The sequence below is a fragment of the Serratia inhibens genome (assembly GCF_003591175.1).
GTDB lineage: Bacteria > Pseudomonadota > Gammaproteobacteria > Enterobacterales > Enterobacteriaceae > Serratia > Serratia inhibens.
Genome location: NZ_QYYG01000001.1, coordinates 1,658,275 through 1,681,889, shown reverse-complemented (window position 1 = coordinate 1,681,889; position 23,615 = coordinate 1,658,275). Strand labels below are relative to the sequence as shown.

Sequence of the window (23,615 nt, the reverse complement as noted above, 5' to 3'; positions counted from 1 at the left end):
ATTATTGATAAGGGTCTGCGGATGTCAACTACTCCGTCATATGGCTGTATAGGGAAAATACGACCGCGAATTTTGGGGCTATTGATCGCCTTTATTCTGGCGGGGAATGCTGCCAATGTCGCAGCTGCTGATATTGAATTCAATACCGACGTACTGGATGTGACGGATCGCGCCAATATTGACCTGGAGCAGTTTTCTCGCGGCAATTTTATTATGCCCGGCGATTATCTGTTTTCCGTGCATATTAATAAACAGACATTAACCGATCAGCCGGTGGCGTTTTACCCGCCGGATGACGATGCCAAAGGCAGTGAAGCCTGTATTACGCCGCAGTTGGTTGAACAACTGGGGTTAAAAGAGTCTGCATTACTGAAATTGACCTGGTGGCACCAAAACCAGTGTCTGGATCCCCGCAGCCTGGAGGGGATGGAAGTGCGCGGCGATTTAGGCGCGGCGGCGCTGTACCTGAATATTCCGCAGGCGTATCTGGAATATACCGCAGAAAACTGGGACCCGCCTTCACGCTGGGACGAGGGGATCCCGGGGGTGCTGTTTGATTACAACCTGAATGCGCAAAGCCAGCGCCAGCAAAAGCAGGGCACGCAGAGTTATAACCTCAGCGGCAACGGCACCCTTGGCGGCAATCTGGGCGCCTGGCGCCTGCGGGCAGACTGGCAATCGCGGCTGGATCACCAGGGTGGCTCGGGCGAGCCGACCCGCACCAGCTGGGACTGGAGCCGTTACTACGCTTACCGCGCACTGCCGAAGCTGGGTGCCAGGCTGACGATGGGCGAGGACTATTTAAACTCCGACATCTTCGACAGCGTGCGTTTTGCCGGCGCCAGCCTGGTGACCGACGACAACATGCTGCCGCCCAACCTGCGCGGCTATGCGCCGGAGGTGACCGGCGTGGCGCGCAGCAACGCCAAGGTGATTATTCGCCAGCAAGGGCGCGTGTTGTATGAGACCCAGGTGGCGGCGGGGCCGTTCCGCATTCAGGACATCAACGATGCGGTCAGCGGCCAGTTGGACGTGCGGGTGGAAGAGCAGGACGGCAGCGTGCAGGAGTTCAAGATGGACACCGCCAGCATCCCGTACCTGACCCGGCCCGGCTCGGTGCGTTACAAGGTGGCGGCCGGCCGGCCGGCGGACTGGGAACACCATAGCGACGGGCCGATGTTCGGCACCGGCGAGTTTTCCTGGGGCGTGAGCAACGGCTGGTCGCTGTACGGCGGCGGCGTGGCGGGCGGCGATTACAACGCGCTGGCGCTGGGGGTGGGGCGTGACCTGATGATGTTCGGCGCACTGTCGTTCGATGCCACCCAGTCACGCGCCAACCTGCCGCAGCAGGGCACGCTGAGCGGCGGTTCATACCGCCTGAGCTATTCCAAGCGCTTTGACGACTATGACAGCCAGGTGACCTTTGCCGGTTACCGCTTCTCGGAACGCAACTATATGTCGATGGGCGAATACCTGGATGCACGCCGCGACGGTACGCGAACCAACAGCAGCAAGGAGATGTACACCATCACCTTTAACCAGCAGTTCCGCGATCTGGGGTTGAGTGCCTATCTCAACTACAACCACCAGACCTACTGGGACCGGCCGGCGAATGACCGTTACAACCTGACGCTGTCGCGCTATTTCGACCTGGGGCGCTTCAGGAATATCAGCCTGTCGCTGACCGGCTATCGCAACAAATATAACGGCACCAATGACGACGGCATGTACCTGTCGCTGTCGCTGCCGTGGGGCAGCAATGGCTCACTGAGCTACAGCGGCAGTTACAACCGCAACGATAACACCCATCAGGTGGGGTATTACGACCGGCTCAATGAGCGCGACACCTACCAGGTGAGCGCCGGTACTGCGCGCAGCGGCGCGACAGCCAGCGGCTACTACAGCCACAGCGGCGATCTCAGCCAGGTGAACGCCAGCGCCAGCTACCAGGCCGGGCAGTACAGCTCGCTGGGGCTGTCGATGCAGGGCGGCGCGACCGCCACCCTGAAAGGGGCGGCGTTGCACCGCAGCAGCATGAGCGGTGGCACCCGTATGTTGCTGGATACCGACGGCGTGCCGGGGATCCCGATCCGCGGTTACAGCTCACCGACCCTGACCAATGCCTTCGGTAAAGCGGTGGTGGTGGATGTCGGCAGTTACTACCGCAACCAGTTCAGTATCGATCTGAACACGTTGCCGGAAAACGCCGAAGTCAGCCAGAGCGTGGCGCAGGCCACCCTGACCGAAGGCGCTATCGGCTACCGGCACTTTGAGGTGATCGCCGGCGAGAAGGCGATGGCGGTAGTGCGGCTGGCGGACGGTTCTGCCCCGCCGTTTGGCGCCACGGTGCGCAACGGCAAGCGGCAGGAGGTGGGCATTATCAATGACAACGGCGAAGTCTACCTGAGCGGCATCAACGCCGGGGAAGCCATGAGCGTGAGCTGGGGCGGCGCGGAGCAGTGCGGCTTTACCCTGCCGCAGACGCTGTCGCCTGGCCAATTGACCAATCTGTTACTGCCTTGCGGCCCGGTGGCCAACGGCAAGGCGTTAAACACTGTTAAAGAGTAGAGAGCAATGAAAACCAATAATCTAGTGACATTAATTGCCGGCGGCCTGGCGGGCCTGCTGTGCGCCCAACAGGCAACGGCCGCCATCGCGCTGGACCGCACCCGGGTGATCTTCAGCGGCGGCGACAAGTCGGTGAGCATGAGCATCAGCAACGAGAACAAGCAGCTGCCGTACCTGGCGCAGGGCTGGATCGAAGACGCCAACGGCAAAAAAATCACCAGCCCATTGACGGTATTGCCGCCGGTGCAGCGCCTGGAGCCGGGGGCCAAAAGCCAGGTGAAAGTGCAGGGGCTGCCAGCCGCCAATACGTTGCCGCAGGATCGCGAAACGCTGTTCTACTTCAACCTGCGCGAGATCCCGCCGAAGAGCGACAAACCCAACACGCTGCAACTGGCGCTGCAAACCCGCATCAAGCTGTTCTACCGGCCGAAGGCGATTGCGGTAGCTAACCCGGAAGCCAGCGCGCCGTGGCAGGAAAAACTGACCCTGACCAAACAGGGCGACAGCTACCAGGTGAATAACCCGACGCCGTATTACGTGACGCTGGTGGACGCCAGCAGCAAAAAGGGCGGTGCCAGCGCACCGGGCTTCGAACCGCTGATGGTAGCGCCCAAGGGCAGTGCGCCGCTGAAGGTTGCGGCCTCTGCGTTGGGTAACGCGCCGGTGCTGACTTACGTCAACGACTACGGCGGCCGCCCGCAACTGAGTTTTAACTGTAACGGCGCGAGCTGCCAGGCGGTAGCGGGCAGCAAATAAGGCTCACTGACACAACAGGTGGATAAGCGATGCGAAGAACATCCCGGCGATGGAACGGCGGCGGTTACCACCGCCATGAATGGTTGTATGCCCTGGTGATTACCGCAGTGGTGATGATGGTACCGGCGTGCCTGTGCGTGATGCTGTGGCTGATGCCGTCAGCCATAGCGGCGAATAGCTGGCAGGTGGAAGGGGCCCATGGCGTGCTGCATGTGCGCGGCGAACTGACCGAAAGCGCCTGCCGGCTGGAGATGGCCTCCGCGTATCAGGCGGTGCAACTGGGCAATACGGCTACTGCACAGCTGGCGAAGGTGGGCGATCGCGGTGCGCCAGTGAACCTGCAATTGCACCTACGCGACTGCCTGCGCGGCCCGGCCGTCAACCGGGATCAACGCACCGGCAATCTGCTGTGGAGCGCCCATCAGCCGGCGGTGTCGGTGAGTTTTATCGCCCCGGCGGATGCTGACAACCCGGAACTGGTGAAGGTGCACGGCGCTTCCGGGCTGGCGTTGCGCATTAGTGATGAGCGCGGCAGGGATATCCGCCTTGGCAGTCGCGGGGCGCCACTGGCGCTGGCGGTGGGGCAAAACGCGCTGAATTACCGTATTACGCCGGAGCGCACCCGTGCGCGGTTATTGCCAGGCGCCTACGCGGCGGTGGTGGATTTCCAGCTCAGCTATGACTAAGGGAATGGGCATGAAGGCAAAATTTAGACAGTGTTTGCCCGGCTGTGGGCTGGCGGCGTTGGTGTTGTTGTACGGCCAGCAGGTGCAGGCGGTCACTACGATCAAAGTGACAGTGACCATCGTCGCGCCACCGCCCTGTGTGATTAACGACAATAACCTGATCGAAGTGAATTTCGGTAACGACGTCATGACCACCCGCATCGACGGCAGTTACAAGAAACAGCCGGTGGTGTACTCGGTGGAGTGTAAAAACGCGCCGAACAATGCGATGAAACTGCAAATCCAGGGTACCGGCGCCGGCTTTGATACTGACGTGCTGAAAACCAACAAGGATGATTTGGGGGTGGCGCTGTTGCGCAACGGCAATCGGCAGCCGATCAACACCTGGGTGAATTTTACCTACCCCAATATGCCAACGTTTGAGGCGGTGCCGGTCAAGCAGGCCGGGGCGACGTTGAGCGGCGGGGCCTTCTCCGCCGGGGCGACCATGAAGGTGGAATACCAGTGAAAGGGGCTGAGGCAATGGCGCGATACGGCAGCATTTTTCTGTTAATGGCCCTCGGCGGCCCGGCAGCGGCGGCGGACAACATGCGTTTTTCCGGCACCCTGATCGAACCGCCGCCGTGCACCATCAACGACGGTGGCGAGGTAGATGTCGATTTCGGCAACCGGGTTGGGGTCACCAAAGTGGATGGCGTTAACTACCTGCAACCGGTGAACTACCGGGTCACCTGCGGCCCCGGTGCCGGGGCATGGAGCATGACGCTGGAAGTGGTCGGCACCCCGGCGGATTACGACGAGGCGGCGATCGAGAGCAACGTGGAGGATCTGGCTATCCGCCTGCTGCAAAACGGCAAGCGGTTTACGTTGAATCAACCGATCCCGATCAAGTTGAACGCGCCGCCAACGCTTGCGGCGGTGCCGGTCAAACGGCCGGGCGCAGCGCTGAAAGAAGGGGCGTTTGAAGCTACGGCCACCCTGCTGGCGGTGTACCAATGAGCCGGAGAAGAACCATGGTGAATAAAGCAGGCTGGTGCGCAACGGCGGCGCTGCTGCTGTGCAGCCAGTTGAGTCTGGCGGCGGACAATATGCGCCTGCATGGCGCGCTGGTGGCCGAACCCTGCGTGATCCCGCCGGGCGATGAAACGGTGGTGCTGGATTTTGACACGGTGATCGACAAGTACCTGTATATGAACACCCGCACCCACGGTCAGCCGTTTGAGCTGCATCTGGCGCAGTGCGATCTGAGCCTGGGCAAAACGGTCAAGGTGACGTTCAGCGGCAATGAAAGTACCGCGTTGCCGGGGCTGCTGGCACTGAACGGTGCCAGCCAGGCCAGCGGCATCGCCATCGGTATGGAAACCCCGCAGGGCGATCCCTTGCCGATTAACCAGCCAGGCAAGGCGCAGGCATTGGTGAGTGGGGCCAACATTCTGACGGCGCACGCCTATGTGCAGGGTGAACCGGACGCGCTGAAGCATAAAGCCATCGAACGCGGGCCGTTCAGCGCGGTGGCGACCTTTAGCCTGGAGTATGAATAACCGCGCGGCGGCATGGCATGCAGCCTGGCGCTGGCTGTGCCAACGTCGCCGCCATGCGCCGCCCAATGCGGACATTTGGCATTTGCGCTTTCACTGGGCGCAGCAGGGCGACCGGCTCTATCGGCAACTGCAAAGTGGGCATTACCGGCTGGCGCCGATGCAGGTGTTGCGGCGGGGTGGCCGCAGTTGGGTGCAGTGGTGTGCGCAGGATGCGCTGATATTGAAGTGGGCCGCGTTGTTGGCGGAACCGCTGTTGCCAAAACCCGCGCGTTGCCTGCATTTGCGCGGGCATGGCGGTAGCGTGGTTTCGGTAGCGGAAGTGCGGGCTGCCTTGGCCGGCGGAGAATACGCTTTTGTCTACCGAACGGACATTCGCGGTTACTACCGGCATATCCGTAAGCATCAGGTGACCAATCAGCTGAAATGGCATGTGGCCGACCCGGTGCTGTTTGATGTGATTCAGCAATATGTGCACTACAGCGTAGAAGACGGCGGTGAGTTTTATACCCCACCCAGCGGCATCTGCCGGGGTTGTGCGCTGAGCCCGCTGATTGGCGGCAGCCTGTTGCACCACGTAGATAACTTTTTTAACGCTCAGGAGGGCCTGTGGTATGCGCGCTATATGGATGACTTTTTGTTGTTTACCCGCACCCGCTGGCAACTGCGGCGCTGCGTTAAGCGGCTGCACGAATTTTTTGACCTGGGCGGTTTTGAAACCCACCCGGACAAAACCCAACTGGGCAGGATCGCGCAGGGTTTTGACTGGCTGGGGGTATGGTTTACCCCCACGGGGGCCACCATAGCGCCCAGAGCGCTGGAAAACCATCGTGCACGACGCGCGCGGCTTTACGAGCAGGCTCGCCGACAGGGGCTGTCATCGACAGAGACTGAATTGCGGGTGCGTGCGTACGAGGCACGGTGGAGAATATGGGCAGAGCGTATGCTGAACCAACCCGCAGGGAAAGGTTGATTTCGCTTTGCCAGATATATGACTTAAGTTGGATAACCCCCTCATGGCATACACAGCCGAAAAACATACTGCGCAATCAACTTTACTCCTCATCGGTGGCTTGTTCGCAATTCTCCTGTGCGCTGCAACGATTCCTCCGGCAAACGCATACGATTTGAACACCGAAGTATTTGGCAACGGCGAATTCCCTTTGACCGTTCAATGGCCGAAGCGCGTGAAGGATCCTGTCATTATTACAAATGCCATAATCGGCCAACCTTCGCGTTGTAGGTCTTGCTCCAGCAATTTTGGCCTATTGGCAAATCACGATATGGGTGACGCATACGATTCATGGGAAATCCGAAGCGCCGCCTCATGGGCATGTATACCTCTCAAGGGTCCCGGGACTTTACAGTCGGCCCTGCAACTGCTGTGGAATACGCATTTGGCGGGTAGACCACTGCCGTATGCAGGACGCGGTTGGGGTGCGAGTTACAACCGACGCTACGTCGTCTGGAATGTTCCTGTGTGCAAGGTGGACTCAAACGGAAAATGGGGTGGCACATTGCATTACAGTACTACGCTCAATAGTGAGGGGACCCGGTCTTGTGCGGTCTCCGCGCCGAATGTAGTCGAATTGGGCAATACAACTGCGAACGTGTCAAAGTCTGTGGATCTTGATGTTGTGTGCCTCGGCGATGGGGACTGGGATGTGCGATTTTCCGTGACTGGGCCCACAACGGTGTCCCCGACCGACGGATTGACATTGTGGACCGAACCGCCTCGCGGTCCCATCCGGGTTGAGGGTGATGGTCGACATTATACGGTTCAGGCAAAATTTGGGGCTACCGTGACATCCCCTCGCGCTGGGTCGTACTCCACATCGTTTATTTACACAATCGAATACGATTGATTGTCATAAAAACCGTAACGCGACCGTCGCCGGAATCCCTGGTTGGCGGGGACTATCTGATGTTATGCGTTTATTCAACAGGCGGATCATCAGTTTGCTCTATGAACAAGCTCTCGTTGAACAAAATGTATTGATAGAAACCTAGTTAAAACAATAACAGGCATGATTTTATTATTTCTTTATTTTTATCCAGGGGCTGAGATTAAGCCTTAATGTAAGCATGGTGTCAGCAGTAATTCCCATGGGATCTGCAGTGCATGTTAACGGCGGCATATGGTTTAGGGCCGCAGGTTTTTGGATGTTCGGCCGCTTAAGTGCCGATGTGAATAAAACCACTGGAGATAGCATGATGAAAATAGGGAAGAAAGTTATTGCTCATTTGGGGTTGTGCGGCGTTTTATTGGCCTGCGGCCGGGGAGTACTGGCGCTGGAATGTCATCTTGATAGTGAGAATGGCATCACCGAAGAAAGCGAAAATATCGGTGCTTTGACCGTGGCCGCAGATTTACCCTTAGGTAGCCGTCTATGGACGTCAAAAATTATGACGCGCAGCGTAGTGTGTTGGGCTCAAGGCAGCACCAAGGGAGAGTGGGTTTATTTCTATGGCAACCCGGTGGGTGATGTGGTGCGCCCCGGCATTGGTATGGGGTTGATTTATAACGATGCGGATCTCGGTATCGTCAAGGCCGGCAGCAAGGTGCAAACCGACATGTGGCGCTTGAAAAACAAACCGGAAAAGGGGCAGGTCAAATATCAAATTTATTTGCAGAAAACCGGAGAAATAAAAGAGGGAGGCAATGATAGGGTGGCTGTGTTCCAACTGGATGGTGTCGGGGGAATTAACAGTAACCCAGGGAAAAACTATCGTTATATCTTGCAAGGTATGGCAGGAATCAAGGTCTCGAACTGTTCGGTGACAATCGATGTGCCGCGTGAAATTGATTTTGGCGTTATTTCATCGGTTACGGCTCCGGGATTGATCGCCGCCAAACCCTTGAGTGTGACGGCGGTTAAGAACCAGGCGTGCCATGCCGGTAGCAAATTAGGCGTTGCGCTGATCTTCTCTTCGCCCGGCGGCGGGTTGGTGGAGAGTAATACCGCTTTGGATCTGGGTAACGGCACTTATTTCAGTATTAAGGACAAGGAAAGGAAAATCGCCTTCGAAACGCCGGTCAAGTTTTGGGATAACGTGCAAAGCGGCAATCAGCAGACCGTCACGTATCAAACCGAACTTAGCGCGAAGGATGTATTAAAGATGGGTGTGGCGGCTAAAAGCATCGTGCTGTACGCCAATTATCGTTAAGTTTTACGCTTAGCTGATATTTTCATAATCTCAATGGCGTTATTTCTAACGCCATTTTTTCTAATGTCTCCAGGTTTTTTATGATATTCGATCGTATTTTTTTCTTATTTATATTTTTGCTTTTTATTCCGCTGGCAATATATCTCCCCAACCCCGGCGGTATTGGATTGGCGTTGCCGTTTAATTTGCTGGTCTACGGCGGCGGGGCCCTATTAATGGGTATTTGCTGGCGGGCAACACCGCTGCGCCGGGTTGTGATAACGCCGACCTGTCGCGCAATAATAGCCGTCTGTTTGCTGTTGGTACTGCCGGTTATATTTACCCGGCCCGAATGGCAAAGCACTGCCATTTGGCGGTTGGCCGGCTTATGTGCCGGGGCAGCGTTCTATTTCACCTGGCTGCAGGTGCGCATGACCGCACGCCAGCGCCATGCGGTGTTGTATGTGATTTTATCGGCGGCGGCGGTTCAGGCGTTAATCGTGCTGTTGCAGCTGTTTGCGCCCGCGATTGCACAATCCTGGATCCCATCCGGTAATCCGCGCGCCTTTGGCATGTTCCAGCAACCTAACGTGTTGGCAAGTTTTATCGCCACCGGTTTGGCGCTGGCGCAGGCAGCATTTGTGCTGCCGGGATTCCACTTACTAAACCCGCGAGCAGAATGCTGGCGTCGCCGTGCCCTGGCCGTGGTGTTGCTATTGCTGCCGATGGTGCTGGTGTGGGTGCAATCCCGCACCGGCTGGCTGGCGGGTGCCCTGGTGTTGGGGCTGTTTGTTCTGTGCTTTTGCCGCCGTTATCCGCAGGTTATCGCCATTGCTTCACTGCTGATGGCCGGCGGCACCCTGGTGGGCGTGCTGGTGCTGTGGTGGGGGAGTGAGCTGGGCGGTGCATTGCGCTACGCCAGCCATGCCGGCTCCAACCATGCGCGCTACACCATGCTGCGCGATACGCTGGCGATGATCGCCGAAAAACCGCTGCTTGGCTGGGGTTACGGCGGTTTTGAGTACAGTTTTCAGCATTTTCGCATTAACCAAACGCCGCCCACGGCAGTGACTGAAATTGCGCGTCATCCGCATAACGAATTGCTGCTGTGGTGGGTGGAAGGGGGCGTGGTCGCGCTGTTGGGGATGCTGCTGCTGGTATGGGCGGGCATCAAACTGCTGGCCCGCGCCCGCTGGCATGACAAGCGGACCTTTGCCTGCGGCAAAGCATCGGCGGGCGAGGCACTGGCATTGTGTGTAGCGCTGCTGCCGATTACGCTGCATAGCCAAACCGAATACCCGTTTTACCTGTCGGCGCTACACTGGCTGGTGTTCCTGCTTTTGCTGGCAATGCTCGATCGGCTGGTCGGCCCGCGCCTTGGCGCCGGCTGTGGGTTAAAACCTTGGCGACTGCCGATGCTGGCCCTGTCACTGGCGGCGCTGTTCGTCATGGCGACCGGGTTTTACAGCGCGCGGGTATTGACCCAGGCGGAGCGCGGCGGGTTGCAGGATATGCGGCAGGTGGAGGCATTGCCGGGCTGGGCCAGTTGGATGCATGACGATCGCCTGCAGTTTGATCGCCAGTTGGCGGGGTTGCTTGCCTTTAACCGAACGCGTGACGAGCAGCGGCTGGAAACCTATGCCCAATGGGCGCAGCGTTATCTGAATCACCGCATTGATAAAAACGTTTACGCCAACCTGTTGGTTATCTTGTATCAACAGCAACAATATGTTCGGGCCGATGAACTGCGGTACGAGGCGGCGTTATTGTTTCCCCATGACAGGCGGTTTGCGCGCTCAACCTTCTGACAGCGATAGGTATAAATCACTGTCTACTCCAGAAGTTTTTTTACTCTTTAGCGTATTGACCGAAATGAAAAAAATATTATTGATGAGTCAATGCCAGTTCACGAGGCTGGCATTAAAGGCCGTGTTTGAAAATAAAACAGGCTATGAAATGGCGTTTATCGGACCGGATGATTTAAGTGAGGGTAATGTTAATCAGGCGATAGTGTTAATTCATGTTACCGATGACGATTACCCAACCATTTTACCCTTGCTAAGAAATGCGCATTTTTACGGACATCGGGATATCATCTTCATTGCGCAAAAGCGGGTTATCGCAATCATGGAGTATTTATCCATGAAAACGCTTAGGTTTATCGAGGAGGATGCAGGCGTTGAGGTGTTTGAACGCGAAATCATAGGGGGAGGGGACTTTTCCGGCATTCAAGGGAGTCGCGAGGTTTTATCTTTTATCGAGTATAATGTGCTAAAACTTATCATATTGGGCATGAGCCCCACAAAGATTGCATTTAGAACAAGGAAAAGTATCAAAACCATCAGCAGCCAAAAAATCAACGCGCTGAGAAAGTTGGGTTTAGATAACACTCCCTATTCTTTGGTTAAACTGTCGAAATTATTTAATTAACCCTGTAGCGAATGCCTGCTGTTTGAATGGCGTTTTTATTTTTATTATAGAAGGATGTTAGTATGTTAAGAACTCAATGGGTGTTGCAAAAATCTCGCGAAATGGCGCTGCACTATATTGCACACGCCGGGGTGGTGTATTCACCAGAGGAATTTATAAAGAAAGTGAGCGAAATGGAAGGCGTATTTGCGAGCATTTTATTAGCCGAGAAAAACTAAAACCCGGTGCATAGCCGGAGCATTGCGGATCTTTCACCTATTTTCCCTTCGTCAGATCCGTTTTCGCTAAATAACGGCGTTTAATACCGCGACACCCTGAGCTTGAGACAGGTGAGGAACATGCAGGTTAGCTGACCGTTGAGCGCATAGACGGATTCACGGCGTGTCGGCGCTCTGCATGCTCTTCACCTGTAGCACGATTAGGTGCAGCTCTTTAGCGGATGAAGCACATCATCCGGCACGGTTATACCCGTCATACTTGAAGCTGTATCTTTGTTGGCTGCGCCTGTGCGCCCCAGTCACATAGTTATCTATGCTCCTGGGGACTTCCAGACTGGCCGCCTCAATACAACTCCAATTATTTTGGGTATATATTCTCAATTTTCCAAATCAATCCCAAAATAGCGCATCAGCGTTGCACGCCGTTCTTCTTCGGAATGCAGCGTCGATTCATGGCGCTGGTGATCTTCGGTGATAATCAGTTTGTTCTCGCTGAGGGTCACCCGGCCATTTTCCGTTGGCCGCGAGCACACCAGCCGCTGGGTGAAATGCGACTGCGGCGAGGTGCTGTGGTAGTGGCACATGCCGTCGAACTCACTCGGCTCACGGGCTTGCAGGGTAAAACGGTACAGGGTTTTGGCATGCGAGCGATTGTCGCCGTTTCTGCGTTCCAGATAGTAGGTCTCGCCTTCCTGTTCTAAATGGAAGGTGCCGCTGGTCTGCGGTTGCTGCTCGGTGGTGGTGATTTTCAGCGGCGTCAGGAACGAGTCGCCAAACCCCACGTCCACCAGATACGGCTGATCCAGCTCCACCTTCAGCGCCATATGGTCGAAGGGCGCGCCGAAGCTGCCGTCGCGGGCGCGGATCTCGCCGGAAATAAACTGCACGTTAAAGCCGATGTCCTTCAACAGCGCGGCAAACAGCCGGTTCAGCTCATAGCAAAAGCCGCCGCGGTTGCGCTCGACAATTTTATTGAACAGCGCCGGTTCTTCCAGATGAATGCCCTGGCGATAAATAATGCTCAGGTTTTCAAAGGGCACGCTCAGCATATGGCAGCGGTGCAATTGTTGCAGCGTCAGGAGGTCAGCCTGGGGGATGCCTGCGAATCCAATATGTTGCAGGTAGCGTTGTCTATCCACGGTTTGTCTCGCAGCAAAAAAATTGATTATAAAATAGTTGGATTTTTCACTGCTGTGGGCGCAATACGTGCTGCGTCAGAATGCCGGGGGTTTGCCTGCCGCTTGCAGCAGCAGATTCACCCAGCGGCGGGTGGTGGTGCTAACGAACGCGCTGTCCGCCCAGCACAGGCGATATTGATAGGCGCAGGGCAACTGCCCGTGCTCGCCAAACACCGGCACCAGCTTGCCTGCGGCTAACGCATCCTGCGCCACCGCCAGGCTGCCGAGCACGATACCGTTGCCTTCCATCGCTTCCTGCAACGCATGGCCAACGCTGTTAACGGTGAGGATGCCGCGCGGTGCCGCCGCGCCTGCGCCAAAGGCGGCGAACCAGTCTTGCCAGCCGGCGGCGCCCAGCCCTTGCGCATCCTTCCACGGCGAATGAATCAAGGGGGCCTGCGGGAGATCGGCGAGGCTGAACGCAGGGTGCGCGGCAAGAAAGGCGGGGCTTGCCAGTGGCGCAAAGGCATCGGCCAACAGTTCGCGGGAATGCGGCGGCGGGTTGGCGGTGGGGCTGTAACGGATGGCGATGTCCGCTTCGCCGCTGGCTAAATCGCGCAGGCTTTCGTTGGCGTCCAACACCAGCGAGACATCAGGATCGGCGTGGCGCAGCGCCGGTAAACGCGCCGCCAGCCAGTGGCTGGCAATGCCCAGCGTGCAGGTCAGTTTCAGCGTCTGCTGTTGCGCCGGCCGGGCGCGATCGCTGGCTTTTTGCAGCAGCGTCAGCGCACGGGTGACGTCGGTGGCCAACCGTTTGCCGGTGTCGTTGAGCGCTACCGCATTGCCCTTGCGGTGAAACAGTTCAACGCCCAGTTCATTCTCCAACTGGCGTATCTGGCGGCTGACTGCCCCCAACGTGACGTTCAACTGCTCCGCCGCCTCGGTAAAACTGGCGCAGCGCGCCGCCACCTCGAAGGTATGCAAGGCTTTCAGCGACGGCAGGCGTGGTTGAGCGTTCAGCTTGAGTTTCATTCAACCATATTGCCAATCTATCGATGTTCCACAAGCGATTTTTCTCTTACTTTTTGTCAACGAATCGGACGGGAGAATTGGGTGGATATATTCATGGGGTTAGCCGCCGCGCTGTGCTGGGGCAGCACGGATTTTTTGATCGGCATCAACGCGCGGGCGGTGGGGGTGCGCAGGGCGGTATTCTTCTCCCAGGCGATCGGTTTTGTCATTCTGAGCGCATTGTTGCTGACCACCGCCATTCCCGCCTTTGCGGCGTCGGGCAGGGTTTGGGGGTTGGCGCTGCTGGCCGCCGGCCTGACGGTGGGCGCAACCTTGGCGCTGTCCCAGGCTTTTGCCATCGGCAAGGCGGCGCTGGTAGCACCCTTGGTCACCAGCTACGGCGTGGTGACCACGCTGTTATCCTGGCTCGGTGGCGAACGGCTTGGCGCACTGACGCTGGCCGGGCTGGCGGTATGTCTGTTTGGGGTGATACTCAGCGCGATGGAGCCGGGCCGCCAGCCTGAAAAATCCGGTTCGGCATGGCCCTCCGTCGCCTTCTCGTTGATGGCTGCGCTCGGTTACGGTGCCGGTTTTTGGTTGCAGGGAAAATACACGCTGCCGGTGCTGGGGGCACGCGTCAGTCTGTGGCTCGGCTACACGGTCGGGTTGGCGGCGGTGTTGATCCTGAACACTGACCGACGGGCGCTGGTTGCACGGCCCAGTTGGCGGCAAGGCGGGCTGTTGCTGGCCGCCAGCCTGCTGAGTTTGGGCGGTTTTACCGCCTTTGCCGTGGGGGCCGGGGCGGGCTCGGTGGCTGTCGTTACCGTGCTCAGCACGCTGTCCGGCGGCATCGCCGCGCTGTTGGGCGCGCTTTTGTTGCGCGAACGGCTTTCCGGCTTGCAGTGGCTGGGGGTATTAACGGTATTGGCCGGCGCTGTGGTGCTGCATTTGAAACCGGTATAACTCATAACCAAACAGACTCTCTTACCCCGGATGATCGCCGTTAAAATGGGGATATTCAGATAAGGAGTCAGCATGGATTTAACGCAAAAAGCCCGGCGGTTCGCCACGGCGGCACACGAGAGCTGCAAGCAGAAGCGCAAGTTTACCGGCGAGCCTTATATCGTTCACCCCACCGCTGTGGTGGCGCTGTTGCAGCAGGCGGATCCTACGCCGGAAATGATCGCCGCCGCCTGGCTGCATGATACGGTGGAAGACACCCCGGTGACCCTGGCGGATATCCGCCGCGAGTTCGGCCCTACGGTCGAAAGGTACGTGGAGATGCTGACCGACGTGCAAACTCGCGGTTACGGCGGTGAGCGGTTGCACCGCAAGAATACCAACCTGCAACACAGTGCGTTGGCCTGCCCGGAAGCGCAAACCATCAAGCTGTGCGATCTGATCGACAACAGCAAAAACATCACCGACTACGAGCTGACCTTTGCGCGCCAGTACCTGGTAGAGATGTCGCGCTTGCTGTGCGTGTTGCAGCAAGGCGACGCCGGGCTGTTGGCTATCGCCCGCAGCCAATGTGAGGCCGCCGTCGCACTGATTAACCGGCGCAGCGGCGACGACAGTTGGTTCAACGCGCTGTGGCAGCAATACGAGGAGCATTTCAGGCTGACTGTGTAGGTGATGATTGAAGCTAAAACGGATTATGCTTTTTTCTGTATTAGTAATTCTGAAATTAACATAATGAATTATGAGGGCTGCCTTTGCCAGGAAACGTGGCAAGGGCAGATGTTGAGGGGAAACTCAGGAGCTGAGCGGCGTGCGGCGAAGATAAGTGCGCGGGTGCAGCATTTGCGTGCGAGTTTATGAGAATGAAGGTTATTAAATGAGGGGGAAAGAGCCGCCTCTAATGAGGCGACCCTTGTGCGTTACCAGGATTTACGTGGGTTACGGGAAACAATATCAATCTTCTGACACAGCAGTTTGGTGATGTCCACCGAAGCCGGGTTGCTGGCGCTACCGCCGAAGTTTTTCAGGACGATGACAATTCGGGCGTAATTGACATAACCTTCCGGTAGCGGCAAATACTCTGCAGAATTCAATGCAGTAATACGATCCGCAGTCATGGTGGTCGGTGAAGTTGGCGTTACGGTGCCGCTTCGCCCCCACTGGCAGGTTTTTTCCATCACGGTAGTGGTTCCACTGTTACCGTTAAGTTCGTATTTACCCTGATAGGTGTTAACGGCGACATCCATGCTGCTCAGGCCCTGGAGGTTCTCCAATGTGGTGCGCCACAACACCAGATCGTTTTTTTCAATCGGGAAATAAACTTCGATTTTCTTGTCCGCCGCTGCCGTTTTGGTGGTGGCGGTAAGAACGCCGTTTTGCAGCGTCACCGTCAAATCGGAGGTTTCGGTTTGCGAGATCCGGGTACCACTGGCGGCGTAAACGTTATTCAATCGCAGTGCGGCACTTTCCTTCCAGGTCGGTTCCGGTAGGTGGTTAACACCATCCCCAAGATACAATGAACGCCACATATTAATGTAGCCGGGTGCCCTGACTCTCTTCATTTCAATATGGTTGTTTGACCAGCCTTTCTTGATGTCAGAGTTCACTAGATCGAAACCGTCAATGTAGCATTTACCGCTCAAATCGCTGGACTTATCGAAATAGAAATATTCAACGTATTGATAGGGAACCGTGCTGTCGGGATCGGTAACGTTGGTTTCCACGCTGTGCCACTGGCTGTCCTTGATTTTTACCGTACCGCCGTTATCACTGGTAAATACCGGCCGGGAGTTGCGGGAATTTTTATTGCCCCATTCGAAGTGACAGTTTTTAAAATCCAGCGTACCGGCCTTGAGATCGAATAACCCGTAGTTAGTATTCGCTTGTTGAGCGGCGACATTGTTAAATCCACTGTAGTCAAACGAGCAATCGCGGAAGGCCAACGAATGAACGCCTTGATAATAGTTGTTGCTGTCGCCGAACAGGCATTTGTAGAACACGATTTTTTCACCGGCATTGGATGCGCTTTCGGACCAAATTGGCCACCAACAGCCACGAACCATAATGCTGTGCCAGCTCTGGATATAGGCGTTGTTGCCAAAAACGATGCCTTTGTAGAGGTTGGTCAGCCAAACGTTTTGCACCAGCAACTGGCTGGCTGGAATGCCATACATATTTGTCGCATCGCTGTAAACGCACAGGCCACACAGGTTAGCCTCGGCACCGGGGGTACCGACAATGCGCAGGTTATAGATCGCCGGTGCACCCTGACTATACATCACTCTTACGCACTCATTTCCGTATGGGCGGGGGTTCTTTTCTGGGCCGGGGGCGGGGGAGCCAGTAGCACCGCGGAAATCTAGAATGGTGCCCTTAAAGTCGACAGAGTTTTTCCATAATTTTAAATCGGCGGTGGTTTTACATCGGCGGACGCCACCGGGGCCGACCAGGGTAATGCCTGCAGGTGTGGTCGGGATTGGCGCATCCGACCATTCTACCCCTGTAACCTGTAAAAAATCACTGGCGCGGGTAATGGTCAGGGAATAATCCAGTTCATCGCCAGCCTGATACCACCAGTCGATGCTGTACTCGCCGTTATTGATAATACGTTTCCAGCGGCGGTTCTGCGTGTCGATCAGAAGGGTGGCACCATTATCCAGGCTGGTGGTGTCTGCGCTGTCACGGAGGAATACGCCGTGGTGATAGCGATTTTCAATCATTACGGTTGACTCACTGCCGGTATAGGCGCGCAGGTTGGCATAATCATTTAATGTAATCATGGTGTAATCCTCACTCTTTCGATGATGCAGGTTACTGCAAGGTCATAATTGCAGTAGCACAGTGATGTATTGAAAATAAAAGTGTGCAGGCCGAGAACGATGCATTTTTAAATCTCCCGGCCTGTGGGAGAAACTTAGCAGGAAGGGCAAGGCAGGTTAAGCCGTGAGCGTTGTGCCCGCTGTCAGCGGGCTAACGGCACTCTGTTACGGATGGGGGAGAATCTAACCGGCCTGCGGTGTGCGGCGAAGATAAGTGAGCGGGTTCAGCGAGCGCAGGTGCATTTGCAAGACTACGCCGCGGTGGAAGACGTAGTTGAGCAGAGTCAGCGACAGCAGTTCGGTCAGCAGGGTGCTGTAGGCGGCGCCCATTATGCCGTACTGGCGGATCAGGCAATAAGACAGCGGGATATTGATGATAAACACCAGGAACATCTTCTTCGACAAGAAGCCGTAACCCGAGAACATCACAATGTATTTATAGGCCAGGGTGCCGAGTGCCGAGAGCAGCGTGGCTACCGCCAGCACGCCCATGGCCGGATAGGCCGCCAGATATTGCTCCCCGTACAGCAGCACGATCACCGGTTTGCCGAGCAAAATTATGCCCGCCACGATCGCGGTGGCGATCGCCAGCACCAGCCCATTCAGTTTGGCGGTGGCGCGCACGGCATCGTCACGGCGGTATGCGAATATCTTGGCAAAAAATGAGGAGATCACTGCGTTGGTGACGAACATCCAGGCGGTGGCCAGCGTGATGGCGACGGAATAAATACCCAGCGCTTCGGCGGAAACGAACCACATCAGGAACAGCTGCGCCAGCCGGGTGTAAATGGCGATGGAGACGTTGGAGACCGCCAGCGGCAGCCCGCTGGCGAGCAGATAGCGCACATACTTGCGCCGAACGCGGGCGGGGGCGATAAAGCGCGTGTGGCGGCGATGGTACAGGTGGTGGCGGATCAGGTAAGGGATCAGATAAACCATCACTATGGGGATCGCCAGGAAATACAGATGCAGATCAAAATAAACAATCAGATAACGCACCAGCAGGGCGCTGCCCAGGCCGGCAACGTTGGCCAGCGTATTGAAGCGCGATTCCAGCCGGGCGTCGTGGTAAATGGTGAACACGTCCCTGAGCGAGAAAAAACCGGCGATAAAGGTGGCGGCGCAAAAGTAGAAGGTAATGAAATCGTCCCGTAACCCGGTGTAAAGCAGGATGGCTGCGGAAAACAGGATAAAACAGCCCTGGCGCAGCCGATTGGTGGAAAACATCAATGCGGTGCCGGAGCGCGGATTGCGGCTAATGCGCTTGAACAGCACGGTGTCGGAACCCAGCAGCGCCAGCGTCTGGGTAATGGCGAAAATAGCGGTAGCGAAGGTGATCTTGCCAAAACTTTCCGGGCCAACATATTTCGCCATATAGGCGGTGATAAAAATGACGCCCAGAATAGAGACCATTTTTTCAGATATCATCCAGAAGGCGTTTTTTACTATACTGATATCTATGAATTTTAATTGCATCAGCGATTTTCCCTGTCGCATGCCATAATAAGAATCATCCGATTATTCCCGCACCCCCTGTAAGGATAGGGCCGCAGGGTTTTATAATTGAGCGGCAATAATCGAAATGTCAAAAGCATTTCATCGTATGCTATCCTCATGGAAGAAACAGAAGAATGAGAAAACTCGCAAAACGGCTCTATCGGGCCGCGCCCGACGCTATCTATTATCAAATTAGCCATTATCTTGCCCATGGTTCTTGGGTTAACTTCAAAAAACCAAAGACATTTTCCGAGAAAATTTATCAACGTATGCGCTATCCGCGGCGTGATTTCAGCCTGCTGGCGGATAAGGTGGCGGTGAGGGCGTATATTTCACAGCGAGTATCGGAAAAATACCTAACGCCGATCATCATGATCACCGATGACTTTACCGAACAGGACTACCTTTCTCTGCCACAATCGTTTGTAATTAAAACCAATAATGCGTCTCAGCAGGTGAAAATAGTCAAAGATAAAAGTCAGACCAGCTATCAGGATATTATGAATATTCTTAATGGCTGGTCTGAAATAACCTATTGGAAAAGGTTTCGGGAAAAACATTACGCTACTATTCCACAGAGAATAATTGTCGAGAAATTGCTGGATATCGAGTGCTGCGGGGAATTGATCGATTACAAGGTGCATGTTTTTAATGGCAATCAATCTTATCTGTTCGTTGAGTTGCTGCGCGGCGGGCCTGAACCCACTTCGCTGGAATTTCTGGAGGAACATGTTCACCCCTGCTTTTTTATTCAGAAGGATATTCCGCAGATCAACACGTTGCATGAGAAACCTGCGTTCTGGGATGAGATGATCCAGGTAGCCAAAGCCGTATCGGCGGATCTCGACTATTGCCGCGTCGATTTTTATCGCACCCCCGAACAGCTCTACATTGGCGAACTGACGCTGACGCCCGGCGCCGGTAATGAGGTTTTTCTGCCGCGCGCGACCAACCTGTTGTTGGGCGAGATGATGTCCAGGGCCGATAGCCGCTGCGGCGTTTAGATCGATAGCCGGTCGATATCCGGCGGTGCGAGGTTTTGCAGCCAGGCCAAAAATTCCGCTGCTTTCGGTTTGTCCAGCGTACGCTGCGGAAAGGCTACATAGTAAGGCTTGCTGAGCGGCAGCACCGGTTCCGCCAACGGCACCAGCGTGCCGTTGGCCAGTTCGCGCTGGATCAGCCGCTGTTGGCCGAGCAAAATACCCTGGCCTGCCACCGCCGCATCAATCGCCAGTGAGGTCAGGTTATAGGTCAGGCCCCGCCGCTGAGGCAGCGGTAGCCCGGCGGCGCTGAACCACTCATGCCAGCCCGGCAGGAACTGGCTCTCCTTGCCCCAATCGACATGAATCAACGGCTGCCGGGCCCAGTCGCCGGCGGCCTGCCGTTGCGGGCTGCACACCGGCTGCACGCAATCCTGAAACAGCCGCACTTTTTCCAGCAGCGGATAGTCCTGATCGCCAAAACACAGCGCAAAATCCGCCGCCGAGGCAGCGAAATCCACGGCAGCATGGGTGGCGTGCAGGCGGATATCCACCTGTGGATGGTGCGCCAGCCAATCACCAATCGCCGGGTTCAGCCATTTTGACGCCAGTGCCGGCAGCGCAAACACCGTCAAGGTTTCCTGGCCCCGTTGGCGATCGACGTGCTGCTGCGCCACGCGCAGCGTCTCGAAGGCTTCCTGCACATAGGCCAGATAATCCGCGCCCTGTTCGGTCAGCGTCACGCCGCTTTTGGCGCGGGTAAACAGCTGAATGCCCAGATGCTGTTCAAGCTGGCGGATTTGCTGGCTGACGGCGGCGGCGGTCAGCGCCAGGCTGTCTGCCGCTCTGGCCAGGCTGCCGGTACGGGCGGCGGTTTCAAACGCCAAAATGGCGCTCAGTTTGGGCAGGCGGCTGCGGGAAGGTGCGTTCATGGCGGCTATCGTTAAGAATGGGTTACCTCATCCTTAACGCATTTTTGTTATTACGGCAATGCGACATTCGCTACAGTGGGGTATCCGGCCGCCAAGCCTTCAGGAGCTTCTCATGCAGCAACTCGCTCATATCGTTGATTTATCCGCCAACCCGATTGGCGACGCCGGCTTTCAGGCCCAGTGCAAAGCGACCCTGGACACGTCGGGTGCGCTGGTGCTGCGGGGCTTTCTGACCGCCGCCGCGCTGGCGACCGTTCGTCTCGAAGGGGCGGAGCACAGCCATGCGGCGTTTTATGCCGCCAGCAAGCATAACGTATACCTGAAACCGCAGGACGAAAGCCTGCCTGCCGACCATGCGCGCAACCGGCAGGTGGTGTCGTCCAAGGGGTGTATTACCGACGAGGATATCCCGGCGCAGTCGCCATTGCGCACGCTGTATGATGCCCAGCCTTTCCGCGACTTCCTCTGTGCGGTGCTGGAAGAGCAACAGCTTTATCCCTACGCCGATCGGCTGTCGTCGATCAACCTGCACTACGCGCATCGCGGGCAGGAGCTGGGCTGGCATTTTGATAACTCCTCATTCGCCATCACGCTCCTGATCCAAAAACCGCAGGCCGGCGGCCGGTTTGAATATGTGGAAAACCTGCGCGATGCCGATCGCGGCGAGATGAATTACGCGGGGGTGACCCAGGTGCTGGACGGCGAGCGTGCGGTGAAAACGCTGGCGATGGAGGAGGGGGATTTGGTGCTGTTTCGCGGGCGCAATGCCATGCACCGGGTTACGCCAACCGAAGGCGATATCACCCGTATGCTGGTGGTGCTGGCCTATAATGCCCAGCCGGATATCGCGCTGTCAGAAAGCGCCCGCATGACATTTTATGGCCGCTTGTAACGGATAAAAAAACTGCCCCGGTGGGGGCAGTTCAGAGACTCAGTGGTGGGCTTCTTCGTGAGCCAACTGTTCCAGCTTCACTTCCTGCGCGCGCTTGCGCAGGCCAAACCAGCCCAGCACCAGCAGCACGGCCAGCACCGGAATGGTGGCGATGGTCCAGGTGCCGTTCGGGTAATCGAACGCCATCATCACCACGACCGCCAGCAGGAACGCCAGCGTCAGCCATGAGGTGACCGGCGCGCCGGGCATCTTGAAGGTGACTGGCTGAGCGCGACCTTCTTTCACCGCTTTACGCAGACGCATCTGGCAAACGATGATAAATGCCCAGGAGCTGATAATGCCCAGTGAGGCAATGTTCAGCACGATCTCAAACACCTGCGAAGGCACCAGATAGTTCAGCACTACGCCGAGCACATAGATACCACAGGTCACCAGAATACCGGCATAAGGCACCTGCTGGCTGCTCATCCTGGACATGAATTTCGGCGCGGAACCGCCCATCGACAGTGAACGCAGAATACGGCCGGTGGAGTACAGGCCGGAGTTCAGGCTCGAAAGCGCGGCGGTCAGCACCACGATGTTCATGATGGTGCCGATATAAGGCACGCCCAGTTTACTGAAGAAGGTGACGAACGGGCTTTGGCCGGCCTGATAGGCATTCCACGGCAGCAGCAGCACCAGCAGTACTACCGAACCGACATAGAACAGACCGATACGCCAGATCACGCTGTTGATCGCCTTCGGCAGCATTTTTGCCGGATCTTTGCATTCTCCGGCGGCGGTGCCGATAAGCTCGATACCGGCGAAGGCGAAGATCACCCCTTGCACCAGTACAAGCGCAGGCAGCAAGCCGTGCGGGAACATGCCGCCGTTTTCGGTAATCAGGTGCAGGCCGGTAGTGTTACCCGCCACCGGGGTGCCCATGCCGAGAAACACCACGCCGACTATCAGGAAAATGGCAATGGCGGCGACTTTGATCAGCGCAAACCAGAACTCCATCTCGGCGAACCACTTCACGCCGATCATGTTCATGGTGGCGACTACCCCGAGAGCGCAAAGTGCGAACAGCCATTGCGGCACATCGGCGAAAGTGCCCCAGTAGTGCATATACAGCGCCACGGCGGTGATATCCACAATGCCGGTCATCGCCCAGTTGAGGAAATACATCCAGCCGGCCACATAAGAGGCTTTTTCGCCGAGAAACTCACGGGCATAAGAAACGAAGCTGCCGCTGGAGGGGCGGTGCAGCACCAACTCGCCCAGCGCGCGAAGAATGAAGAAAGAGAAAATCCCGCACACCAGATAGACCAAAGCCAGTGCCGGGCCGGCCATTGCCAACCGGCCGCCGGTGCCGAGGAACAGGCCGGTACCGATGGAACCGCCGATGGCGATCATCTGTATCTGCCGGTTGCCCATGCTTTTGTGATATCCGGATTCATGTGAGTCTAACCAACGTCTTCTGGCGGCGTGTTTGTCATGCGCAGTTTTTTTATGTGATTGCATCATCCGTCCTGTTTACCTGTCTATAGGGTTACCCAGCTCTCGGACGAGAGCAAACGATTGCTATTGCCAATCGTTATGAGAATGAGGTCATGGCATCATTCTGTTGTTTTATACCCGTCGTCTTTCAAGCTGCAGCGTTGTTGGCTGCACTACAAGACTCATCCATGGGTCTTGCCCCTTCGGGGCCGCTGCAAGCAGCGTTCAAATCTGTTCCCGACAGATTTGTGGCTTACCCCAGTGACTTACCGGAGTAAGCGCCGGGGGATAAGCGAGCGGGCCGCCTGGCCGCAACTTGAAACCCATAGGTATATTATATGTACAGCCATCATTAAATAACGGCGAGGCATGCTACCTTTTCTCCGTAAATGTGGCAAAAAATCCTGCGTATAAATCGTGATAAATTGTGTTTATTTTTTATTCCATATAAAAAACAGTATATTATTCAACATCATGTGTGATTTTATCAACGCGGAAATATCGAGGAATAAAAAGTGACGAAAATCACAAAATATTAATTACCGTGCAAATTGCAGGGGGTTTTGCTTATTTTTCGAGGCGTG

At 56.3% G+C, this 23,615-nt stretch carries 21 protein-coding genes; 15 read left to right on the top strand and 6 right to left on the bottom strand.

Annotated elements, in window-relative coordinates; genetic code table 11:
- Positions 1-21: 21 nt before the first annotated feature.
- The 11 genes from D4100_RS07960 (at position 22) to D4100_RS25770 (ending at position 11,343) form a co-directional block, all read left to right on the top strand.
- The gene (locus tag D4100_RS07960) at positions 22-2,568 is read left to right on the top strand and encodes an outer membrane usher protein (protein WP_119803957.1); all 2,547 of its coding nucleotides are present in this window, start codon (positions 22-24) and stop codon (positions 2,566-2,568) included.
- A gap of 6 nt (positions 2,569-2,574) precedes the next feature.
- Positions 2,575-3,324, top strand: a complete 750-nt coding sequence (locus D4100_RS07955; protein ID WP_119803955.1) for a fimbria/pilus periplasmic chaperone — start codon at positions 2,575-2,577, stop codon at positions 3,322-3,324.
- A 29-nt stretch (positions 3,325-3,353) separates the two neighbouring features.
- The gene (locus tag D4100_RS07950; protein ID WP_041417548.1) at positions 3,354-4,010 is read left to right on the top strand and encodes a fimbrial protein; all 657 of its coding nucleotides are present in this window, start codon (positions 3,354-3,356) and stop codon (positions 4,008-4,010) included.
- A gap of 10 nt (positions 4,011-4,020) precedes the next feature.
- Positions 4,021-4,518: a fimbrial protein gene (locus D4100_RS07945; RefSeq protein WP_006324180.1), complete on the top strand. Its 498-nt coding sequence runs from the start codon at positions 4,021-4,023 to the stop codon at positions 4,516-4,518.
- Between the two features lie 14 nt (positions 4,519-4,532).
- Positions 4,533-5,009 carry a fimbrial protein gene (locus tag D4100_RS07940; protein ID WP_119803953.1) on the top strand — a complete coding sequence of 159 codons (477 nt, stop codon included), beginning with the start codon at positions 4,533-4,535 and terminating at the stop codon, positions 5,007-5,009.
- A 14-nt stretch (positions 5,010-5,023) separates the two neighbouring features.
- The gene (locus D4100_RS07935; RefSeq protein WP_119803951.1) at positions 5,024-5,551 is read left to right on the top strand and encodes a fimbrial protein; all 528 of its coding nucleotides are present in this window, start codon (positions 5,024-5,026) and stop codon (positions 5,549-5,551) included.
- Positions 5,544-6,521 (top strand): reverse transcriptase domain-containing protein, encoded by a 978-nt coding sequence (locus D4100_RS07930; RefSeq protein ID WP_119803949.1) that lies wholly within the window; start codon positions 5,544-5,546, stop codon positions 6,519-6,521. Before D4100_RS07935 ends, D4100_RS07930 begins: the two co-directional genes overlap by 8 nt.
- A 1,133-nt stretch (positions 6,522-7,654) precedes the next feature.
- Positions 7,655-8,716: a fimbrial protein gene (locus tag D4100_RS07925; RefSeq protein WP_147417748.1), complete on the top strand. Its 1,062-nt coding sequence runs from the start codon at positions 7,655-7,657 to the stop codon at positions 8,714-8,716.
- Positions 8,717-8,796: 80 nt separating this feature from the next.
- On the top strand, positions 8,797-10,503 hold the full coding sequence (locus D4100_RS07920) for a PglL family O-oligosaccharyltransferase (RefSeq protein WP_119803945.1): 1,707 nt from the start codon (positions 8,797-8,799) through the stop codon (positions 10,501-10,503).
- Positions 10,472-11,125, top strand: a complete 654-nt coding sequence (locus D4100_RS07915; protein ID WP_244941647.1) for a response regulator transcription factor — start codon at positions 10,472-10,474, stop codon at positions 11,123-11,125. Before D4100_RS07920 ends, D4100_RS07915 begins: the two co-directional genes overlap by 32 nt.
- A 62-nt stretch (positions 11,126-11,187) precedes the next feature.
- The gene (locus D4100_RS25770; RefSeq protein WP_199685661.1) at positions 11,188-11,343 is read left to right on the top strand and encodes a hypothetical protein; all 156 of its coding nucleotides are present in this window, start codon (positions 11,188-11,190) and stop codon (positions 11,341-11,343) included.
- 377 nt (positions 11,344-11,720) lie between these two features.
- Here the strand turns inward: D4100_RS25770 and D4100_RS07910 are convergent, their stop codons facing one another.
- Both D4100_RS07910 and D4100_RS07905 read right to left on the bottom strand, forming a co-directional pair.
- Positions 11,721-12,482 carry an arylamine N-acetyltransferase family protein gene (locus tag D4100_RS07910; RefSeq protein ID WP_119803943.1) on the bottom strand — a complete coding sequence of 254 codons (762 nt, stop codon included), beginning with the start codon at positions 12,480-12,482 and terminating at the stop codon, positions 11,721-11,723.
- Between the two features lie 75 nt (positions 12,483-12,557).
- Positions 12,558-13,493 (bottom strand): LysR substrate-binding domain-containing protein, encoded by a 936-nt coding sequence (locus tag D4100_RS07905; protein ID WP_004941946.1) that lies wholly within the window; start codon positions 13,491-13,493, stop codon positions 12,558-12,560.
- A 93-nt stretch (positions 13,494-13,586) separates the two neighbouring features.
- Between D4100_RS07905 and D4100_RS07900 the strand changes: the two genes are divergently transcribed.
- Entirely contained in the window at positions 13,587-14,435 is an 849-nt protein-coding gene (locus D4100_RS07900; RefSeq protein WP_119803940.1) for a DMT family transporter, read from the top strand.
- Between the two features lie 72 nt (positions 14,436-14,507).
- Positions 14,508-15,104 carry an HD domain-containing protein gene (locus D4100_RS07895; protein ID WP_119803938.1) on the top strand — a complete coding sequence of 199 codons (597 nt, stop codon included), beginning with the start codon at positions 14,508-14,510 and terminating at the stop codon, positions 15,102-15,104.
- A 248-nt stretch (positions 15,105-15,352) separates the two neighbouring features.
- On the opposite strand, the gene D4100_RS07890 is transcribed toward D4100_RS07895, so the two are convergent.
- Both D4100_RS07890 and D4100_RS07885 read right to left on the bottom strand, forming a co-directional pair.
- Complete coding sequence (locus tag D4100_RS07890; RefSeq protein ID WP_119803936.1) at positions 15,353-17,212, bottom strand: hypothetical protein; 1,860 nt, start codon at positions 17,210-17,212, stop codon at positions 15,353-15,355.
- A gap of 222 nt (positions 17,213-17,434) precedes the next feature.
- Positions 17,435-18,727 carry a flippase gene (locus tag D4100_RS07885; RefSeq protein WP_119803934.1) on the bottom strand — a complete coding sequence of 431 codons (1,293 nt, stop codon included), beginning with the start codon at positions 18,725-18,727 and terminating at the stop codon, positions 17,435-17,437.
- A 155-nt stretch (positions 18,728-18,882) separates the two neighbouring features.
- On the opposite strand from D4100_RS07885, the gene D4100_RS07880 reads away from it, so the two are divergent.
- Complete coding sequence (locus tag D4100_RS07880; RefSeq protein ID WP_119803932.1) at positions 18,883-19,752, top strand: ATP-grasp fold amidoligase family protein; 870 nt, start codon at positions 18,883-18,885, stop codon at positions 19,750-19,752.
- On the opposite strand, the gene D4100_RS07875 is transcribed toward D4100_RS07880, so the two are convergent.
- Positions 19,749-20,660, bottom strand: a complete 912-nt coding sequence (locus tag D4100_RS07875; RefSeq protein ID WP_119803930.1) for a LysR substrate-binding domain-containing protein — start codon at positions 20,658-20,660, stop codon at positions 19,749-19,751. The two genes, D4100_RS07880 and D4100_RS07875, sit on opposite strands and share 4 nt — an antisense overlap.
- 112 nt (positions 20,661-20,772) lie before the next feature.
- Here D4100_RS07875 and D4100_RS07870 point away from each other — a divergent pair, with 112 nt between their 5' ends.
- Positions 20,773-21,552 (top strand): HalD/BesD family halogenase, encoded by a 780-nt coding sequence (locus tag D4100_RS07870; RefSeq protein WP_119803928.1) that lies wholly within the window; start codon positions 20,773-20,775, stop codon positions 21,550-21,552.
- A gap of 39 nt (positions 21,553-21,591) precedes the next feature.
- On the opposite strand, the gene ansP is transcribed toward D4100_RS07870, so the two are convergent.
- On the bottom strand, positions 21,592-23,055 hold the full coding sequence (gene ansP, locus D4100_RS07865; protein ID WP_065506016.1) for an L-asparagine permease: 1,464 nt from the start codon (positions 23,053-23,055) through the stop codon (positions 21,592-21,594).
- Positions 23,056-23,615 lie beyond the last annotated feature (560 nt).

Excerpts from the sequence above, each read along its gene's own strand:
- D4100_RS07950 (WP_041417548.1), top strand. The coding sequence starts at position 3,354 with ATGCGAAGAACATCCCGGCGATGGAACGGCGGCGGTTACCACCGCCAT.
- D4100_RS07955 (WP_119803955.1), top strand. The coding sequence starts at position 2,575 with ATGAAAACCAATAATCTAGTGACATTAATTGCCGGCGGCCTGGCGGGC.
- D4100_RS25770 (WP_199685661.1), top strand. The coding sequence starts at position 11,188 with ATGTTAAGAACTCAATGGGTGTTGCAAAAATCTCGCGAAATGGCGCTG.
- D4100_RS07920 (WP_119803945.1), top strand. The coding sequence starts at position 8,797 with ATGATATTCGATCGTATTTTTTTCTTATTTATATTTTTGCTTTTTATT.
- D4100_RS07960 (WP_119803957.1), top strand. The coding sequence starts at position 22 with ATGTCAACTACTCCGTCATATGGCTGTATAGGGAAAATACGACCGCGA.
- D4100_RS07945 (WP_006324180.1), top strand. The coding sequence starts at position 4,021 with ATGAAGGCAAAATTTAGACAGTGTTTGCCCGGCTGTGGGCTGGCGGCG.
- D4100_RS07905 (WP_004941946.1), bottom strand. The coding sequence starts at position 13,493 with ATGAAACTCAAGCTGAACGCTCAACCACGCCTGCCGTCGCTGAAAGCC.
- D4100_RS07890 (WP_119803936.1), bottom strand. The coding sequence starts at position 17,212 with ATGATTACATTAAATGATTATGCCAACCTGCGCGCCTATACCGGCAGT.
- D4100_RS07880 (WP_119803932.1), top strand. The coding sequence starts at position 18,883 with ATGAGAAAACTCGCAAAACGGCTCTATCGGGCCGCGCCCGACGCTATC.
- D4100_RS07930 (WP_119803949.1), top strand. The coding sequence starts at position 5,544 with ATGAATAACCGCGCGGCGGCATGGCATGCAGCCTGGCGCTGGCTGTGC.
- ansP (WP_065506016.1), bottom strand. The coding sequence starts at position 23,055 with ATGCAATCACATAAAAAAACTGCGCATGACAAACACGCCGCCAGAAGA.
- D4100_RS07870 (WP_119803928.1), top strand. The coding sequence starts at position 20,773 with ATGCAGCAACTCGCTCATATCGTTGATTTATCCGCCAACCCGATTGGC.
- D4100_RS07900 (WP_119803940.1), top strand. The coding sequence starts at position 13,587 with ATGGGGTTAGCCGCCGCGCTGTGCTGGGGCAGCACGGATTTTTTGATC.
- D4100_RS07935 (WP_119803951.1), top strand. The coding sequence starts at position 5,024 with ATGGTGAATAAAGCAGGCTGGTGCGCAACGGCGGCGCTGCTGCTGTGC.
- D4100_RS07925 (WP_147417748.1), top strand. The coding sequence starts at position 7,655 with ATGGGATCTGCAGTGCATGTTAACGGCGGCATATGGTTTAGGGCCGCA.
- D4100_RS07885 (WP_119803934.1), bottom strand. The coding sequence starts at position 18,727 with ATGCAATTAAAATTCATAGATATCAGTATAGTAAAAAACGCCTTCTGG.
- D4100_RS07875 (WP_119803930.1), bottom strand. The coding sequence starts at position 20,660 with ATGAACGCACCTTCCCGCAGCCGCCTGCCCAAACTGAGCGCCATTTTG.
- D4100_RS07895 (WP_119803938.1), top strand. The coding sequence starts at position 14,508 with ATGGATTTAACGCAAAAAGCCCGGCGGTTCGCCACGGCGGCACACGAG.
- D4100_RS07915 (WP_244941647.1), top strand. The coding sequence starts at position 10,472 with ATGACAGGCGGTTTGCGCGCTCAACCTTCTGACAGCGATAGGTATAAA.
- D4100_RS07940 (WP_119803953.1), top strand. The coding sequence starts at position 4,533 with ATGGCGCGATACGGCAGCATTTTTCTGTTAATGGCCCTCGGCGGCCCG.